Source organism: Blautia sp. HA8986, assembly GCF_056504635.1.
In genome coordinates this window covers 1670897-1688409 of record NZ_JBWLUQ010000001.1, presented here as the reverse complement: position 1 = coordinate 1688409, position 17513 = coordinate 1670897, and the positions used below count along the sequence as shown (strand labels likewise).

General features: G+C 44.3%; 17 protein-coding genes. 16 read left to right on the top strand and 1 reads right to left on the bottom strand.

Translation table 11 applies throughout. From position 1 onward, the window contains the following. Positions 1-133 precede the first annotated feature (133 nt). The 16 genes from AC04Q4_RS07875 to AC04Q4_RS07800 all read left to right on the top strand — a co-directional run bounded on the left by AC04Q4_RS07875 (position 134) and on the right by AC04Q4_RS07800 (position 16006). Positions 134-1225 (top strand): PucR family transcriptional regulator, encoded by a 1092-nt coding sequence (locus tag AC04Q4_RS07875; protein ID WP_173737410.1) that lies wholly within the window; start codon positions 134-136, stop codon positions 1223-1225. A 297-nt stretch (positions 1226-1522) separates the two neighbouring features. Beyond that, positions 1523-2206: a cell division ATP-binding protein FtsE gene (ftsE, locus tag AC04Q4_RS07870; RefSeq protein ID WP_173737409.1), complete on the top strand. Its 684-nt coding sequence runs from the start codon at positions 1523-1525 to the stop codon at positions 2204-2206. Next, positions 2196-3101, top strand: coding sequence for a permease-like cell division protein FtsX (ftsX, locus tag AC04Q4_RS07865; RefSeq protein WP_173737408.1), 906 nt, complete (start codon positions 2196-2198; stop codon positions 3099-3101). The genes ftsE and ftsX overlap by 11 nt, the downstream gene beginning before the upstream one ends. Before the next feature lie 63 nt (positions 3102-3164). Beyond that, positions 3165-4352, top strand: a complete 1188-nt coding sequence (locus tag AC04Q4_RS07860; protein WP_476388817.1) for a S41 family peptidase — start codon at positions 3165-3167, stop codon at positions 4350-4352. A 24-nt stretch (positions 4353-4376) separates the two neighbouring features. Beyond that, positions 4377-5300: an AEC family transporter gene (locus AC04Q4_RS07855; protein ID WP_173737406.1), complete on the top strand. Its 924-nt coding sequence runs from the start codon at positions 4377-4379 to the stop codon at positions 5298-5300. 164 nt (positions 5301-5464) lie between these two features. Continuing rightward, positions 5465-6112, top strand: a complete 648-nt coding sequence (locus AC04Q4_RS07850; protein WP_476388816.1) for an L-rhamnose mutarotase — start codon at positions 5465-5467, stop codon at positions 6110-6112. Between the two features lie 321 nt (positions 6113-6433). Beyond that, positions 6434-7132, top strand: a complete 699-nt coding sequence (locus AC04Q4_RS07845; protein ID WP_173755550.1) for a phosphatase PAP2 family protein — start codon at positions 6434-6436, stop codon at positions 7130-7132. After that, positions 7132-8163, top strand: a complete 1032-nt coding sequence (locus tag AC04Q4_RS07840) for a flippase-like domain-containing protein (protein WP_476389088.1) — start codon at positions 7132-7134, stop codon at positions 8161-8163. The genes AC04Q4_RS07845 and AC04Q4_RS07840 overlap by 1 nt, the downstream gene beginning before the upstream one ends. A gap of 73 nt (positions 8164-8236) precedes the next feature. Beyond that, the gene (locus AC04Q4_RS07835; protein WP_173755549.1) at positions 8237-8920 is read left to right on the top strand and encodes a CDP-alcohol phosphatidyltransferase family protein; all 684 of its coding nucleotides are present in this window, start codon (positions 8237-8239) and stop codon (positions 8918-8920) included. Then, positions 8917-9783 (top strand): phosphatidylserine decarboxylase, encoded by an 867-nt coding sequence (locus tag AC04Q4_RS07830; RefSeq protein ID WP_476388815.1) that lies wholly within the window; start codon positions 8917-8919, stop codon positions 9781-9783. Before AC04Q4_RS07835 ends, AC04Q4_RS07830 begins: the two co-directional genes overlap by 4 nt. A 116-nt stretch (positions 9784-9899) precedes the next feature. After that, the gene (locus AC04Q4_RS07825; RefSeq protein WP_173737401.1) at positions 9900-10580 is read left to right on the top strand and encodes a response regulator transcription factor; all 681 of its coding nucleotides are present in this window, start codon (positions 9900-9902) and stop codon (positions 10578-10580) included. Further along, positions 10577-12106 (top strand): sensor histidine kinase, encoded by a 1530-nt coding sequence (locus AC04Q4_RS07820; RefSeq protein ID WP_173755547.1) that lies wholly within the window; start codon positions 10577-10579, stop codon positions 12104-12106. Before AC04Q4_RS07825 ends, AC04Q4_RS07820 begins: the two co-directional genes overlap by 4 nt. A 170-nt stretch (positions 12107-12276) precedes the next feature. Further along, positions 12277-12909: an imidazole glycerol phosphate synthase subunit HisH gene (gene hisH, locus AC04Q4_RS07815; RefSeq protein WP_173737399.1), complete on the top strand. Its 633-nt coding sequence runs from the start codon at positions 12277-12279 to the stop codon at positions 12907-12909. 2 nt (positions 12910-12911) lie between these two features. After that, positions 12912-13670 (top strand): imidazole glycerol phosphate synthase subunit HisF, encoded by a 759-nt coding sequence (gene hisF / locus AC04Q4_RS07810; RefSeq protein ID WP_178809431.1) that lies wholly within the window; start codon positions 12912-12914, stop codon positions 13668-13670. A gap of 20 nt (positions 13671-13690) precedes the next feature. After that, a complete protein-coding gene (ung, locus tag AC04Q4_RS07805; protein ID WP_173737397.1) occupies positions 13691-14365 on the top strand; it encodes a uracil-DNA glycosylase in 675 nt (224 codons plus the stop codon). A 15-nt stretch (positions 14366-14380) separates the two neighbouring features. After that, a complete protein-coding gene (locus AC04Q4_RS07800; RefSeq protein ID WP_173755544.1) occupies positions 14381-16006 on the top strand; it encodes a putative polysaccharide biosynthesis protein in 1626 nt (541 codons plus the stop codon). Positions 16007-16125: 119 nt separating this feature from the next. Here the strand turns inward: AC04Q4_RS07800 and pepT are convergent, their stop codons facing one another. Beyond that, a complete protein-coding gene (pepT, locus tag AC04Q4_RS07795; protein WP_173755543.1) occupies positions 16126-17352 on the bottom strand; it encodes a peptidase T in 1227 nt (408 codons plus the stop codon). Positions 17353-17513: the final 161 nt, after the last annotated feature.

The window sequence follows — 17513 nt, the reverse complement described above, 5'->3', positions numbered from 1 at the left end:
GATTTCAACAAAAATTTGTAAATTTTTTCAGTTTTCCTCTTTTATTTTTGGTGATTTTGTATTAAAATAGCCATAGATAGAGAGGGAAAGACAGAAGATAAGCATACACATAAGTGAGAAGGGATTGAACGGAATGATATCGAATCAGGTGTTACAGAATACGCTCGAGGGACTTAAAGAAATATCAAGGACAGAATTTTGTGTCATTGATACGGACGGTAAGGTGTTGGCATCTACCTTTTCTGATTTTGAAATCCAGCCGGCAGATATCCAGGCTTTTGTAGAATCCCAGGCAGACAGCCAGCTTGTCAAGGGATTTCAGTACTTTAAGGTCTGTGATGATTATCAGTTGGAGTATGTCCTTGTGGCCCATGGGGATGATGAGGATACTTATATGGTAGGCAAGCTTGCAGCCTTCCAGATCCAGAATCTGATCGTAGCGTATAAGGAGCGTTTTGACAAGGACAGCTTTATCAAGAATCTTCTTCTTGATAATCTTCTTCTGGTTGATATTTACAACAGAGCGAAGAAGCTTCATATTGAGGCAGATGTCCGTCGTGTAGTTATGATTCTGGAACTGAACCAGGAGAAGGATCACAGCTCAGTGGAGAGCGTGAAGAGTCTTTTTGGTGGAAAGAGCAGAGATTTTATCACTGCTGTAGATGAGAAGAGCATTATTATCGTCAAGGAACTGGAGGACGGAGAGGGCTATCCGGAGATGGATAAGCTGGCTCATACGATTCTGGATACTCTTGACCTGAACAAGGATGGCGAGGATGTCCATATGGCATATGGTACTATCGTCAATGAGCTGAAGGAAGTTTCACGTTCCTATAAGGAAGCCCGTATGGCACTTGATGTAGGTAAGATCTTCTTTGGAGATAAAGAAGTGATTGCATACAGTTCACTGGGAATCGGACGACTGATCTATCAGCTGCCTATTCCGTTGTGCAAGATGTTCATCCGTGAGATTTTCGATAACAAGTCACCGGATGATTTCGATGAGGAAACACTTGTCACCATTGATAAATTCTTCGAGAACAGCCTGAATGTATCTGAGACATCCAGACAGCTGTATATCCACAGAAATACACTCGTATATCGTCTGGATAAACTTCAGAAGAGCACAGGACTGGATCTGAGAGTATTCGAAGATGCGATCACATTTAAGATCGCGTTGATGGTTGTCAGATATATGAAGTATATGGAGACACTGGAGTACTGATATCATCTTGGAATCAGGATGATAGTTCAATACATTAAGGTAAAAACAGAATTTTTTAACTGTCGCTTGATCTTTTTTGGATAGGCGGCAGTTTTTATATGGAAGTTCACACGAACTTCACAGATAACCGCCATCAGCTCTATTGTAATTTTTGTGTTTTTACGTTAAAATAAATAACTCGAAGAGGGCTGTTTTGGCTCTGGGAAATTTATTCTTGCAATCAGACAGGAAATATATTACAATAATATTACAAAAAAGTTAAGAAACCATATTTGGATTACATAGAGGAGGATAAATATGATCGATCTTGTAGATGTGAGCAAATCTTACGGTCCGGGTCTTCCGGCTGTGAATCATGCGAACTTACATGTAGATAAAGGGGAATTCGTATTTGTAGTCGGAAGCAGCGGTTCAGGTAAATCAACCCTGATCAAGCTTCTGATGAAAGAACTGGATTCCACAGGCGGAACTATTACAGTCAGCGGCGAACGTCTGGAGAAGATGAAACACAGACGTGTAGCGAAATATCGCAGAAAACTTGGCGTAGTGTTCCAGGATTTCCGTCTTCTGAAAGACCGCAATGTATATGAGAATGTGGCATTTGCACAGCGTGTCATCGGAAGACCGACCCGTGTTATCCGTAAACGGGTACCGGAAGTCCTTCAGGAAGTAGGACTTGCCGGAAAATATAAAGCATATCCGGATGAACTCTCCGGTGGTGAGCAGCAGCGAGTAGCACTGGCCAGAGCACTGGTAAACCGCCCGGACATCCTTCTGGCAGATGAGCCAACCGGAAATCTGGATCCAAAGACTTCCGAGGAGATCATGGCACTGATGGAACAGATCAATGACAGAGGAACAACAGTCCTGGTAGTTACCCATAATAAAGATATCGTCAATGCCATGCGTAAAAGAGTAGTTACCATGCACAACGGCAAGATCATCAGCGATGAGAAAGAGGGAGGATATCATGAGGCCTAGTACGATCTGGTATACCCTGAAACAGGGATTCAAGAACATAAAGAGAAACTGGATGTTTTCCCTTGCGTGTATCATTACAATGGCAGCCTGTATTTTTCTGGTAGGTATTTTTTATTCTATTGTAAACAATGTGGATAATATAGCGCATAAGGTAGAAGCGGAAGTTCCGATCACAGTATTCTTTGACGAAGGAACAACGGAGGAAGAAATCCAGGCAGTAGGTGAAGAAATCCAGGCAAGATCTGAGGTGGCGAAGATTGAGTATGAATCAGCAGACCAGGCATGGGAAGAATATAAGAAGCAGTATTTTGACGATGAAGATGCGGCAGACGGATTCAAGGATGATAACCCGCTTGTGAATTCATCTAATTATCATGTATATCTTAACGATATCACCAAGCAGACAGAGCTGGTAAATTACATACAGGGACTGGAGCATGTCCGTAAAGTCAACCAGTCTGAGCAGGCATCCAAGACACTTGGATCTATCAATAAACTTGTATCTTACGTATCCATCGGAGTGATCGGAATCCTTCTGGTGATATCCGTATTTCTGATCAGCAATACGGTATCCATGGGTATTTCCGTCCGAAAGGAAGAAATCGGAATCATGAAATACATCGGCGCGACAGATGCTTTTGTACGACTGCCGTTCCTTCTGGAAGGTATTGTCCTTGGGGTGATCGGTGCGGCAATCCCGCTGATCGGACTGTTCTTCCTGTATAATTCAGCAGTAGAATTTATCTTAACAAAATTTAATGTGCTCACAGGTATTGTAGATTTTATCCCAATCTGGCAGATTTACGAAGGACTGATCCCGATGGGACTCGGACTTGGTGTAGGAATCGGTCTTCTGGGAAGCTTCTTCACAACAAGAAAGCACCTCAGAGTATAATATAATAAGCATCGGCTGTCGGAGAACCGGCAGCCGTTTTTGGCATACAGAAAGAGGAATCACATGCATAATAAAGAATTCAAAAAAGGAATCGCTGTTGGTGCAGCAGCAACTCTAATTGTCACAGGAGCTGGCTTTGTCGGCTATCAGAAGACTATGTTTCCCAAAGGAACCGCTCTGGCGGATTCTGCGACTGTTCAGAAACTGAATTATCTGGAGAGTCTGATCGATGAGGAATATCTGGATGAAAAAGATGAGGACAGTCTCAGAGAGGGGCTTTATGCAGGTCTTATGAGTGGCCTGAATGATCCATATTCCGTATATTACACAGCAGAACAGTATAAGGAACTGAACACATCCAATGAAGGCTCTTATGTAGGAATCGGCGCAGTTCTTCAGAAAGACGAGGATGGTGGGGCACAGATCATACAGCTTTATGAAGGAGGGGCCGGAGAACAGGCGGGGCTGAAAAAAGGAGACGTTCTGAAAGCCGTAGACGGTAAAGATGTCACAGAAAAAGAAACTGCAGACATTGCAGCCATGATCAGGGAAAGTGATAAAGATTCCGTCACCCTCACCATTCAAAGAGCGGAGCAGAAGGAAACATCAGATATTAAAGTAGAAATCCGTGATGTGGAGATCCAGACAGTATCTCATGAAATGCTGGATGACGAGACAGGCTACATCCGCATTTCCGAATTTTCAGAAGTTACCAGCAATCAGTACAAAAAAGCATTCGAAGACCTTCATGATAGAGGAATGAAGAAATTGGTAGTAGATCTCAGAAATAATCCAGGCGGGCTTCTGAATGCAGTCTGCGATGTGCTCCGTCAGATTTTGCCGGAAGGTCTGATCGTTTACACAGAAGACAAAAATGGAAAGAAAGAAGAAGAGAAATGCGATGGCAAAAATGAACTCAACATGCCTCTTGCCGTGTTGGTAAACGGAAGCAGTGCCAGTGCTTCGGAGATTTTTGCGGGAGCAGTAAAGGATTATGGTATCGGAACGATCGTAGGAACTACGACTTACGGAAAAGGTGTGGTGCAGACCATCCAGCCGCTTACCGATGGCAGTGCGGTAAAGATCACCATTGCAAAATATTTCACACCAAAAGGAAATGACATCAATAAAAAAGGTATCACTCCGAATGTGGAAGCAGAGCTTTCTGAAGGCTCTGCAGACTGGACAGAACTTACACATGAGGAAGACACGCAGCTTCAGACAGCCCTGAAGGAGATCGGACAGAGCTGATGCGTTCAGAGGGGAGAGAAGAAAATGATAACTTTACAATTATTACAGCAGATCATCGTATTTTTTCTGATGATGGCCTGTGGATATGCGGTGGTAAAATGTGGACTCATCGATGCAAAAAGCAGTAAGACACTCTCAGTCATCTGTATTTACATTATCATGCCCTGTGTGATGATCAACGCTTTCCAGATTGAATATTCCAGAAGCATCCGCAATGGTTTCCTTCTGGCAGTAGCAGCAGCTGTTCTGATCCATATTTTTCTGCTGGTATTTGTCAGGATCATCGGCAAACCGCTGAAATTAAGCGTGGTGGAAAAAGAATCCATCATCTATTCCAATTCAGGAAATCTGGTGATCCCACTTGTAATCGTAGTCCTTGGTGAGGAGTGGGTAATTTATGCCAGTGCATTTTTAAGTGTACAGATGATTCTGATGTGGACTCACGGACAGTCACTGATGGAGGCGAGAGCTGGCATCAACTGGAAAAAAATCCTCTGTAATATCAATCTGATTGCGATCATCCTTGGTATTATTCTGTTTTTTGCACAGATCAGACTGCCTGTGATCCTTGGAAATACCATGAGCCAGATCTCAGCCACCCTGGGTCCTGTGTGTATGATTATGCTGGGAATGACCATGACGGAGGTAAACTGGAAAGACATTTTCAGCCATTCCAGGATCTATCTGATCACAATCCTGAAGATGGTGGTCACTCCGTTGGTCATACTAATGCTTTTAAAGTATCTGCCAATGGCTTCAATGGTAAAAGAAGGAAAAACTATTCTGCTGATCAGTCTGATGGCCGTGATCACACCCTCTGCAACAACGGTTGTACAGCTGGCACAGCTTTACGATCAGGAACCGGTCTATGCCAGCACCATTAATGTAATGACCACCATAGTCAGTATCATAACCATGCCGCTGATGGTCATGCTGTATCTTGTCTGAGCATCACCGGAAATCCACAGAAATCCTGCCAGCAGAATTGTAAAAACGGGATAAAAGTGATAGAATCAGACTATATGAGAGAGCAGAATGGATATATCTGCTCATTGTGGAAAGTATAGTGGGAAATATAGCAGAAAAATCATCAAAACAGGAGGATAGCATAAATGGAACGACATGCCTTTGCAATGAAAGTAAAAGAAGGAAAAATGAATGATTACCGTAAAAAACTTGGTGAAATCTGGCCGGAGCTTACTGCATATCTTGACCGCAACAGAATCAATAATTTCAGCATCTGGAATGCTGCAGACCTGATCTTCGGATATTACGAAAATGCAGACGGAGCAGTGATTTCTGCAGAAGAAGAGAAAGTGAAAACAGCTCTCACAGAGAAAATCCAGAATACTTTCACATGGATCTCCACACCAGATCAGGATATGCGCCTGATGTATTATAATTTTGGTGTTGTGAGAGAAAACAAGGAGCTGATTCGCCACAGAATGTTCATGACAAAATTAAAAGACGGCTGTGAGGAAGAATATAAAGCCCGTCATGACGGCCTTGTGGCACAGAGAGGCGATAAAATTGATCCGGGTCCGGACAGCAACTTCAGTATCTGGAGCGCAGGCGGATATATTTTCGGCTATGATGAGATCGACACTACCATGGAAGTGGAAGAAACACCGGAAGCAAGAGAAGCAACCGTTGCATGGGAAACACGCCAGCTCGGAATCATGGACTGGATCACCAACGATGTAGATTGGATGACAAAAGAGGTTCACCCGTCAAGTGTGCGTCTTGCATGGCATAACTAAAATGGGAAAATAAAAGGAAGGAGGCCGGGGCTTTAATTGGAGGTAGCCCCGGCAGTATGAAAAAGAAAAAAGTGTTATCAAAGGTAGTACCCTTTGCACATCTAATAATATACTCATATTTTGTGGTCATTCTGTGACGTCATTCTGAAAAAAGTATGAACAAAAAAGAAAAAATAACTGAACTGAATTCTTAATAATTTTTAAACTTTCCATATTTAGTTGAAACCATACGCCTCGACTGTTATACTGTGACTAGCAGATGGCATCAGGAGAAGAATACGTTTTATTCCTGATATTAATAAAATAATGAGGCGTGAATTTATGAAACATTTTTGGAAATATGTAACAGGGGTCATACCTGCGTACGGGCTTTTTCCCCTTGTCTTTTCATTTGTATTTAACTGTCTTGTATATTCCGGTTCAAGGGCGATCGCAGGCAGTTGGTATCACCACAACATAGAAAGTAATCTTGACCTGCGGCTTCCGTTTTTGCCGCAGTTTTTAATTGTTTATTTTGGCTGCTATCTGTTCTGGGCAGTAAATTATGTTCTTGCGGCAAGACAGGAGAAGGAACAGGTTTACCGCTTTTTTACTGCGGATTTCATATCCCGTTGTGTGTGCCTGATCATATTTCTGGCGTATCCAACTACCAATACAAGACCGGTGATCGAAGGAAACGGAATCTGGGATCTGCTGGCCAGGTGGCTTTATTCTGTTGATGCGGCGGATAATCTGTTTCCATCTATCCACTGCCTGGTAAGCTGGTTCTGTTTTCTGGGGATCAAAGATCAGAAAAGAATTCCGACATGGTACAAGAGAGTATCCCTTGTGCTGGCTGTGCTGGTTTTTCTGTCTACCATTTTTACCAAGCAGCATGTACTTGTGGACGTGGCAGGCGGTGTGCTCCTGGCTCAGGTATGCTTTATGCTGGGACAGAAAACAGAGATCTGGCATATTTATGAACGGATAGGAACTGAAATTGAGAAGAAGATCAACAGCTATATAGAAGGTGCCAAATGATGAAAAGCAAAAAAAAGATCATATTTAACGGAGTGTTTCTGGCAGTAGTTTTTGCCCTGACTATCTACGGCGTTTTTCACGGAGAAGATCTGTCCTCCATGATGGATGCCATACACAGGGCAGATAAGCGGTGGCTGGTTCCGGGAATTACACTGGTAGCATTTTTTATCTGGGGAGAATCCATTATTATCTGGTACATGATGCGTTCCAGTGGAATTCATCTGAAAAAAAGAAGCTGCTTTTTGTTTTCGTCCGTAGGATTTTTTTTCAGCTGCATCACACCGTCCGCCAGTGGCGGACAGCCCATGCAGATCTACTATATGAAAAAAGAAAAGATTTCCATTCCGGTGTCAACGGTAATCCTGATGATCGTGACTATTACCTATAAGCTGGTGCTTGTGGTGATCGGTATTGGAATCGCAATTTTCGGAAGAGGATTTCTCCACAAATATCTGGAAGGAATACTGCCGGTGTTTTATCTGGGACTGGTGCTTAATATCTTCTGTGTCACTTTTATGACCATTCTGGTATTTCATCCGCTTTTTGCAAAAGCAATCCTGGTGAAGGGAATGAAGCTTCTGGAGCGGCTGCATCTCATGAAAAAAAAGGGGAGTCGGCTGAAAAAACTGGAAGATTCCATGGATACTTACAGAGATACTGCGGCATATCTGAAGAATAATCCTACGGTGATCGTTAAAGTTATTGGAATCACTTTTATACAGCGGATGGCACTGTTTGCAGTAACCTGGTTTGTATATCAGTCCTTCGGACTTCACGGAACCGGATTTTGGGAGATACTTTTTCTCCAAGCCGTGATCTCGGTGTCTGTGGATATGCTGCCTCTCCCGGGAGGAATGGGAATCAGCGAGACATTATTTTTAACTATATTCAAGCCTGTGTTTGGTACGCTGCTACTGCCGGGTATGGTACTGAGCCGAGGGCTTGGATATTACGGAGAACTTCTGATCAGTGCCATATTTACAGTAGTGGCTCAGCTGACTATCGGACAGGAGAGAAAAAAGAAGGCATAAAACAGTGCCTGGAGCTTAAAAAGAAAGGTTTACTGTTTACAGAGGAAACAGTAACAGAAAATGAGGTGTGCAAATGATAGGTTTTTATGATTACACAGTAATAATGACTTACATAAGTGTGGTGTCTTCCATGATCGGAATATTCTGTGCCATGACAGACCGGATTGCTACAGCTGTGTGCTGTCTGGCTTTTTCCGGACTGTGCGATATGTTTGACGGAAAAATTGCCAGAACAAAGAAGAACAGGACAGATGAAGAGAAATGCTTTGGCATCCAGATTGATTCCCTGGCTGATATCGTCTGCTTCGGTATTCTGCCCATCGTACTTGGATTTAAACTTGGAATGTACCATGTTTACGGAGTGGCAATCCTTCTGTTCTACGGACTGGCAGGACTGATCCGCCTTGCATATTTCAATGTGATGGAAGCAAAGAGACAGAGTGAAACAAGCGAAAACCGCAAATATTATCAGGGACTGCCTATCACATCCATGTCTGTGATCCTGCCGCTTTTGTTTGTTGCATCCATGATCCTGCCAGGTTATAAATGGTTTGTGGTGCTTCTTCATATTACAATGCTGGCAGTGGGACTTCTGTTTATCCTGGATTTCAAATTTCGGAAACCTACAAACAGAGAGCTTGTAATTCTGGTTGCAGTAGTTGCAGTCGCAGTTCTTTTTGTCCTTTTTTATAATGAAGGATGGTGGAGATTCAGCTATATCTACAAGACATCACTGGAGCGAGGTGGGACCTTATGATACGGACAGCAGACAGAAATGGTCATGTTGTGGAGGAAGATTCCTTCCAGAATAATCTGCTGGAAAAAATTTACGGATCAGCTTCCGGTCGTGCACTGATCCGGCCACTGGTAACTCCGTCCGTATCCATTGCAGTGGGAAAGCTTCTGGATTCAGGGATTTCGGCAGCAGCAGTGAAGCCTTTTATCCGGATGAACCATCTGGATATGGGGGATTATGAAGAACAGAAATACACTTCTTATAATGAATTTTTTAAGCGGAAGATCAGGGAGGGCGCGCGGAGCATAGATATGGAACCGAAGCATTTTATCAGCCCGTGCGACTGCCGTGCAGGTGTTTATCCTGTTGACGGAAAGACAGGATTTTCTGTCAAGCATACCAGATATACAGTGGAGGAACTTCTTAAGAACCCTTCCCTGGGAAAAAGATTTCAGGGTGGCTATGTGTGGGTGCTTCGTCTCTGCGTCCAGGATTACCACAGATATATTTACCCGGACAATGCCAGAGAGTCCAGGCGTGTGAAGATACCGGGAATCCTTCATACCGTGAATCCGGCTGCTAATGATGCCTATCCTATCTATAAAGAAAACAACCGGGAATTTTCACTTCTGAAAACCGAGAATTTCCGCACGGTACTGATGATGGAAGTAGGGGCACTTATGGTAGGAAAGATTGAGAACCGTCCGCGTAAGCCTTACGTATTTCGCGGGGAAGAAAAAGGCAACTTTGCTTTCGGCGGCTCTACCATTGTACTGATCACACAGAAAAATACAGTAAAACCAGACGAGGACATCCTGAAAAATTCCGGTGAAGGAATCGAGACAAGAGTCCTTATGGGAGAAAAGATGGGAGAATCCTTTTAACAGAGGGTTCTCTTTTTGGCAGGAAATTATTTGAAAAAATGAAATTACGTTCACACACACATCACAAACCTGTGATATATTACAAATATGAACGTAAAGAAACGGAGGAATCGAAGATGGAAGCATTAAAAATCCTTGTAGTAGACGATGAAAGCAGAATGAGAAAACTGGTAAAAGACTTTCTTGCAAAAAAGAATTTCCAGGTTCTGGAAGCCGGTGACGGTGAGGAAGCCATGGATATATTTTACAAAGAGAAGGACATCGCTTTGCTGATCCTGGATGTAATGATGCCGAGAATGGACGGCTGGGAAGTATGCCGTGAGATCCGTAAAAATTCCAAAGTTCCGATCATCATGCTGACTGCAAGAAGCGATGAGAGAGATGAGCTTCTTGGATTTGAGCTTGGCGTAGATGAGTATATTTCCAAGCCGTTCAGTCCGAAGATCCTGGTTGCACGCGTGGAGGCAATCCTTCGAAGAACGGGACAGAGTAATCCGGACGAGATACTTTCCGCAGGTGGCATTGTGATCGACAAGGCTGCTCATCAGGCAACGGTAGACGGCAAGCCGATGGACTTAAGCTTCAAGGAATTTGAACTTCTTACTTATTTTCTTGAGAATGAGGGCATTGCCCTTTCAAGGGAAAAGATCCTCAACTCTGTATGGAATTATGATTATTTCGGAGATGCCAGAACCATTGATACCCATGTTAAGAAGCTGAGAAGCAAGATGGGTGATAAAGGTGAATACATCAAGACAGTCTGGGGTATGGGATACAAGTTTGAGGTAGGAGAATGAAAAAGCCGGAAAAACAAAAGAAAGACAAACCTAAAAAAGTACACAGTCTCAGACATCAGATCACGGCTTATTTCATAGGACTTTTGTTTTTATCAATATTGACGATCACTGTGATAAACGGAGCTTTTCTTGAGAAGTACTATGTGTCCAAAAAGATCGATGTACTGCTGGATCTCCGCACAACGCTGGAGAGTACGGACATTGATGAGCTGATGAACAGCGAGGATGAGGAGAGTTCCAGGAGCATTCCTGATGAGATCCAGAGAGCCTGCTCCAGAAATAATCTTTCCTGGGTTGTGATCGACAGCAGCAACACCAGCTGGCTTTCCTGGGGTGAGAATGAAAAAATGCTTCAGAGCAAACTGTTCGGATATGTATATGACCTGGATGAGGACGGCGGAAAAAGTCACGTTCTGAAGCGTGGTGATGATTACACCATCCAGCAGTCCCATGACCGTTTTGCAGGAATGGATTATGTGGAATGCTGGGGAATGCTGGATGAGGATCATTATTTTATCATAAGGACACCGCTTGAGAGCATTCGGGAAAGTGCAGATATTTCCAATAAATTCTATTTTGCGGTAGGACTTGCCATCATTATTGTAAGCGGAATGATGATCATGGTAGTGACCAAACGGATCACAAGACCGATCAGTGAGCTTACCGAGCTGTCAAAGAAAATGTCAGATTTGGATTTTGAAGCCAGGTATGAGAGCAAGGTGGGCAACGAGATCGATATGCTGGGAGATAATTTTAACAGGATGTCCACTCAACTTGAGAATACCATCAGTGAGCTGAAATCCGCAAACAATGAACTGCAGCGGGATATTGAGGATAAGATCAAGATCGATAAGATGCGAAAAGAATTCCTGGATAACGTATCTCACGAGCTGAAAACTCCTATCGCTCTGATCCAGGGATATGCGGAAGGTCTTAAGGAAAACATTTCCGATGATCCGGAGAGCAGAGAGTTCTATTGTGATGTTATCATGGATGAGGCGTCCAAGATGAACAAGCTTGTGAAAAATCTCCTCACACTGAATCAGCTGGAATCCGGCAAGGATGCTGTTGTGATGGAGCGGTTTGATATTGTATCCCTGATCAGGGGTGTGCTCCAGACCATGGATATCATGATCGGACAGAAAAAGGCCAAAGTGATTTTTGACGAACAGAAGCCGATATATGTGTGGGCAGATGAATTTAAGACAGAGGAAGTTGTCACTAATTATGTCAGCAATGCGCTGAACCATCTGGACGGTGACAGACAGATCGAGATCAAGCTTGTTGATGAGGACAGCCGTGTGAAAGTGACAGTCTTTAACAACGGAACACCGATCCCTGAGGCTGATATCCCGAATCTCTGGAATAAATTCTACAAAGTAGACAAGGCCAGAACAAGAGAATACGGTGGAAGCGGTATCGGATTATCCATTGTAAAAGCCATCATGGAGAGCATGAACCAGGAATATGGTGTGCAGAATTTTGACAACGGAGTGGAATTCTGGTTCACACTGGACCGGAAATAACAGCAAAAAATCGTACGGGACATCTGAAACTTTAGAACGGTAGTGTGAAAAATGGGCAGCAGCAGAGAAAAGTCTTTGCAACTGCCTGTTTTTGAGTTATACTAAACAAATGTAAATCGACGTGTGAGAGGAATTCGACCGAGATACAATTAAGCAGGAGGAAGCGGCAAATGATAGCAATTATCGACTACGACGCAGGCAACATAAAAAGTGTGGAAAAAGCACTTCAGTATCTGGGACAGGAGACTGTTGTTTCCAGAGATCCCCAGGTACTTCTTGGCGCAGATAAAGTGATCCTTCCAGGTGTTGGAAGTTTTGGTGATGCCATGGAGAACCTTCATAACTACGGACTTGTTCCGGTAATTCATCAGATCGTGGAGAAAGGAACTCCGTTCCTTGGAATCTGTCTTGGACTGCAGCTTCTTTTTGAGAGCAGCGATGAGACTCCGGGAGTGGAAGGTCTTGGAATCCTGAAAGGAAAGATTTTACGCATTCCGCCAAGTCCGGGGATTAAGATCCCGCATATGGGCTGGAACTCCCTGCATTTTCAGAACAATGGAAGATTATTCAAAGATATTCCGGAAAACACATACGTTTACTTCGTACATTCCTATTATTTACAGGCGGAGGATGAGGAAATCGTAAAAGCGACAACCCGGTACAGCACATGTATCCACGCATCTGTAGAGAAAGGCAATGTATTTGCTTGTCAGTTCCATCCGGAGAAGAGCAGCCGGTGGGGCTTAAAGATCCTTGAGAATTTTGCGGCACTTGAGGCAAACACCGGAAAGGAGGAGGCATAATCATGTTTACAAAAAGAATCATCCCATGCCTGGATGTAAACAAAGGCCGGGTAGTAAAGGGCGTTAATTTTGTTGATCTGAAAGATGCCGGAGATCCGGTGGAGATTGCCAAAGCCTACGATGCAGCAGGTGCGGACGAGGTTGTTTTTCTGGATATCACAGCTTCCTGTGAGGAAAGAGATACTGTGGTAGATATGGTAAGAGCCGTAGCTGCCAATGTATTTATCCCGTTTACAGTAGGCGGCGGAATCCGTACAGTAGATGATTTTCGTAAGCTGCTCCGCGAAGGTGCAGATAAGATCTCTGTAAATTCCGCAGCCATCGACCGGCCGGAGCTGATCCGCGAGGCAGCACAGAAATTCGGAAGTCAGTGTGTGGTAGTTGCGATCGATGCCAAGAGAAGAGAAGATGGCGGCTGGAACATCTACAAGCATGGCGGAAGACTGGATACAGGTATCGATGCTCTTGCGTGGGCAAAGAAGGTGGAAGAACTGGGTGCAGGTGAGATTCTGCTTACCAGCATGGACTGTGACGGAACAAAGGCCGGATATGATATTGCACTTACAAGAGCCGTTGCAGATGCAGTTTCCATTCCTGTGATCGCATCCGGCGGAGCAGGAACGCTGGAACATTTTTACGATGCACTGACAGAAGGCGGAGCAGATGCAGCACTTGCAGCATCCCTGTTCCATTACAAAGAACTTGAGATCCGTGAAGTGAAGGATTACCTTGCAGAAAAAGGAATTTCTGTGAGAAGATAAAAGGTTGAGAGGTGAAGGATATGGCTCCGATAGCTGGGGACTGGCAGGAGGCTCTTAAGGGTGAGTTTCATCAGCCTTACTATGCCAAACTTTATAAAACCGTGATGACGGAATATAAGACAAGAAAGATTTTTCCACCGCCGGAAGATCTGTTCAATGCGTTTCATTTTACTCCCCTTCACAAGGTGAAGGTGGTGATCCTTGGACAGGATCCGTACCACAATGACGGACAGGCGCACGGACTTTGTTTTTCTGTAAAAAAAGGTGTGGAAACACCGCCATCTCTGGTAAACATCTATAAGGAGCTTGAGGATGATATGGGATGTTATATCCCAAATAACGGCAATCTGGAGAAATGGGCGAAGCAGGGTGTTCTCCTTCTGAACACGGTGCTTACAGTAAGGGCCCATCAGGCCAATTCCCACAGAGGAATCGGCTGGGAACAGTTTACAGATGCCGCGATCCGTATCCTGGATGAGGAAGACCGTCCTATTGTATTTCTTCTCTGGGGAAGGCCTGCCCAGATGAAGGCATCCATGCTTCATAACCCCAGACATCTGATCCTGGAGGCTCCGCATCCAAGTCCTCTTTCTGCGTATAGAGGATTTTTCGGTTGCAAACATTTCAGTAAGGCCAATGAATTTCTGAAAGCCAACGGTGAGGAGCCGATTGACTGGCAGATCGAGAATATTTAAGTTAAGGAAAGTAAAATGGGTAAAAAAAACGATAACACACTTGTGAAAAACGCCTCTTTTCTGATGATCGCGGCATTGATTTCCAAGATCATCGGAATGCTGTACAAGAGTCCGCTTTCAACAACACTGGGAAGTCAGAGTTTCGCACTTTTCCAGTTTGCGCAGAATGTATATTTTATTTTGCTGATGATCGCGTCCTTCAGTATTCCTCAGGCCGTATCCAAGATCATGGCTGAGAAGATCGCTTTTCACAGATATAAGGATGCACAGAAAGTATTTTACGGTGCACTGATCTATGCGGCAGTTGCAGGCGGCATTGTAGCACTGATCTGCGTATTTGGTGCGGGAATTCTGGTTCCGGACAGTATGGCCAATGCCCGTCTGGCACTACAGATGCTTGCACCTACGATTTTTATGTCAGGTATCTGTGGTGTTTTCCGCGGATATTTCCAGGCATACCGCAATATGATGCCGACTTCAATCTCGCAGATCATTGAGCAGATATTTGTGGCAACCTTTGCACTTCTGATGTCCCATATATTTATTCAGCATTTTTCTGCAACAGGAGATATGGATCTGGTACACAGATGGGGTGCTGCAGGTGCTACCATGGGTACTGGTGCAGGTGTGGCATCTGCGCTGATCTTTATGCTGATCGTCTATGCAGTGAACCGCAGGATCATCCGCAAAAGGATCGCCAATGACCATCATTCCGTAAATGAGAGCATGGGTCATGTAATGAGCAATATTGTGCTCATTATCATGCCGATCATCCTCAGCGCTTTTATCTATAATGTAAACGGATATATCAACAGCTACATGTATTCCGGAATCATGGATATCAAAGGCGCTGCCAAGGATGTGATCCAGACTTTGTATTCTGAGTACGGATATTATATGACACTGATCAATATCCCGCTGACTCTGGCAAGTACAGCGCCGACTTCCATGATCCCGGAGGTTTCTGCACACTATGCAATGCATGATATTGAAGGTGCGAATATGAAGACAGACAGAGCTACCTGGATCAGTATGCTGATTTCCATTCCGGCTGCTGTAGGTCTTGCTGTTCTGTCAGGTCCGATCACAAGACTGATATTCCCTGGAACTAATGGCGTGGGCGGACAGCTTCTGATCCTTGGAGGGATTACCATTATCCTTAATGGTAATTCCAATATTACCAACGGTGTGCTCCAGGGTATCGGCAAGCCGAAACTTCCGATGATCCATGCAGCCATCGCACTGGTAGCAGATGTGATCGCAATGGCACTGCTTCTGGTATTTACCAACCTTGGTGTTTATACCATTGTTATCGCACAGATTGTTTATGCAGTTGTAATGTGTCTTCTTAATGACCATTCTATCAAAAAATACATGGGATATAAGAATCCGTGGAGAAGTGCTTATTTAAGCCCGTTCCTGGCTTCCATTCCTATGGGAATCGTGGCAGGAGTGGTATATTACGGTTTGTATGCACTGATCCATTCCAATGTGATCTGTCTTGGCGTTTCTGTAATCCTGGCAGCAGGTGTATATTTTATTGTATATCTGTTTGTGAGCAAGCCGGGTGAAGAAGAACTGGGCATGATGCCTGGCGGAAGATATATGAAGAAACTGGCGAGAATGATGAAGATCATCTAAGATCTTAAAGAAAATAAATATATGTATACAAAAACACCCACAGACAGTCAGGCGAGACATGATGCTTCGCCCTTGGCTGAGCTGTGGGTGTTTTTTTCATAAATAAGCAGGAAATTATCTTAATCTCTGCGTTCTGCGAATAATTTCACAATTTGCAGGGTAACTTCCACTGCAGTGTCCATCCCCTCCACGGTAATATGTTCATAAGGCCCGTGATAAGCATGTCCGCCTGTTCCAAGGTTAGGACATGGCAGCCCCATGAAGCTTAACCGGGCTCCGTCTGTACCGCCGCGGATGGGAAGGATCAGAGGAGTGACGCCGCAGGCCCGGCAGGCTTCCTCTGCAAGGGAGATCAGCCACGGGCAGGTATCGATGATCTCCTTCATATTGCGGTACTGCTGAGTGAGGGTAAGGGCGACTGTACCTTCACCCCATTTTTCGTTGAGGATCTTTGCAATATGAGTAAGCGTATTCTGGCGTGCTTCAAAAGATGCTGCATCATGGTCGCGGACAATGTAGTGAAGCTCTGCCCGGGAAACATCTCCCTTCACAGAACACAGATGGAAAAATCCTTCATAGTCCTCTGTGTTCCGTGGCGTATCAGCGGCTGGCAGCATGGAATTAAACTCCATGGCAACAAGAGACGCGTTGACCATGGTATTTTTGGAGGAGCCTGGATGAACGTTCACACCCTGGAAAACAACTTTTGCACTGCAGGCATTGAAGTTTTCGTACTGGATCTCACCTTCTGTATCCCCATCCAGAGTGTAGGCATAGTCTGCACCGAATTTTCCGACGTCAAAATGTGCCGGTCCCATGCCGATCTCTTCGTCTGGAGTAAAGGCAATGGCAAGAGGGCCGTGAGGAATTTTTTCCGTAAGGATACGCTCCAGAGCTGTGATGATTTCAGCGATTCCGGCTTTATCATCAGCACCGAGGATCGTAGTTCCGTCTGAGGTGATAAGAGTTCTGCCTTTCAGAGAAGAAAGATGCGGGAACATTTCCGGGGAAAGAATTCTGCCACTTGTGCCAAGAGGGAGCTCGCCGCCGTCATAATTTTCAGTGATGACAGGTGTGACCGGATGATCGCAGAAATCGGAAACCGTGTCCATATGTGCGATAAAACCAAGAGTTTTGCAGGAGTCCAGACCTTCTGACGCAGGAATATGGGCGTAAACATAGCAATGTTCGTCCAGGGAGACATCAGAGATCCCAAGATTTTTCAGCTCATCAACAAGAATGCGGGCCAGGTTAAACTGGCAATTGGAAGACGGGGCTGTGGTACTGTCTTCATTGCTTGGGGTAAGTATTTTTACATAGGATAAAAGTCGTTCGTATGCTTTCATATATATAGATCCTTTCTGGGAAAATTTGGTTAAATCAGAGTGGCCTTGGCTGTAAAAAACTCTGATTAACCGGAGATACTAACAGTATACCACACAGTATCCACATATTTATGCAAAAAATCCCCCGGTATGACAAAACATATGTTATAATCGGTGGGATA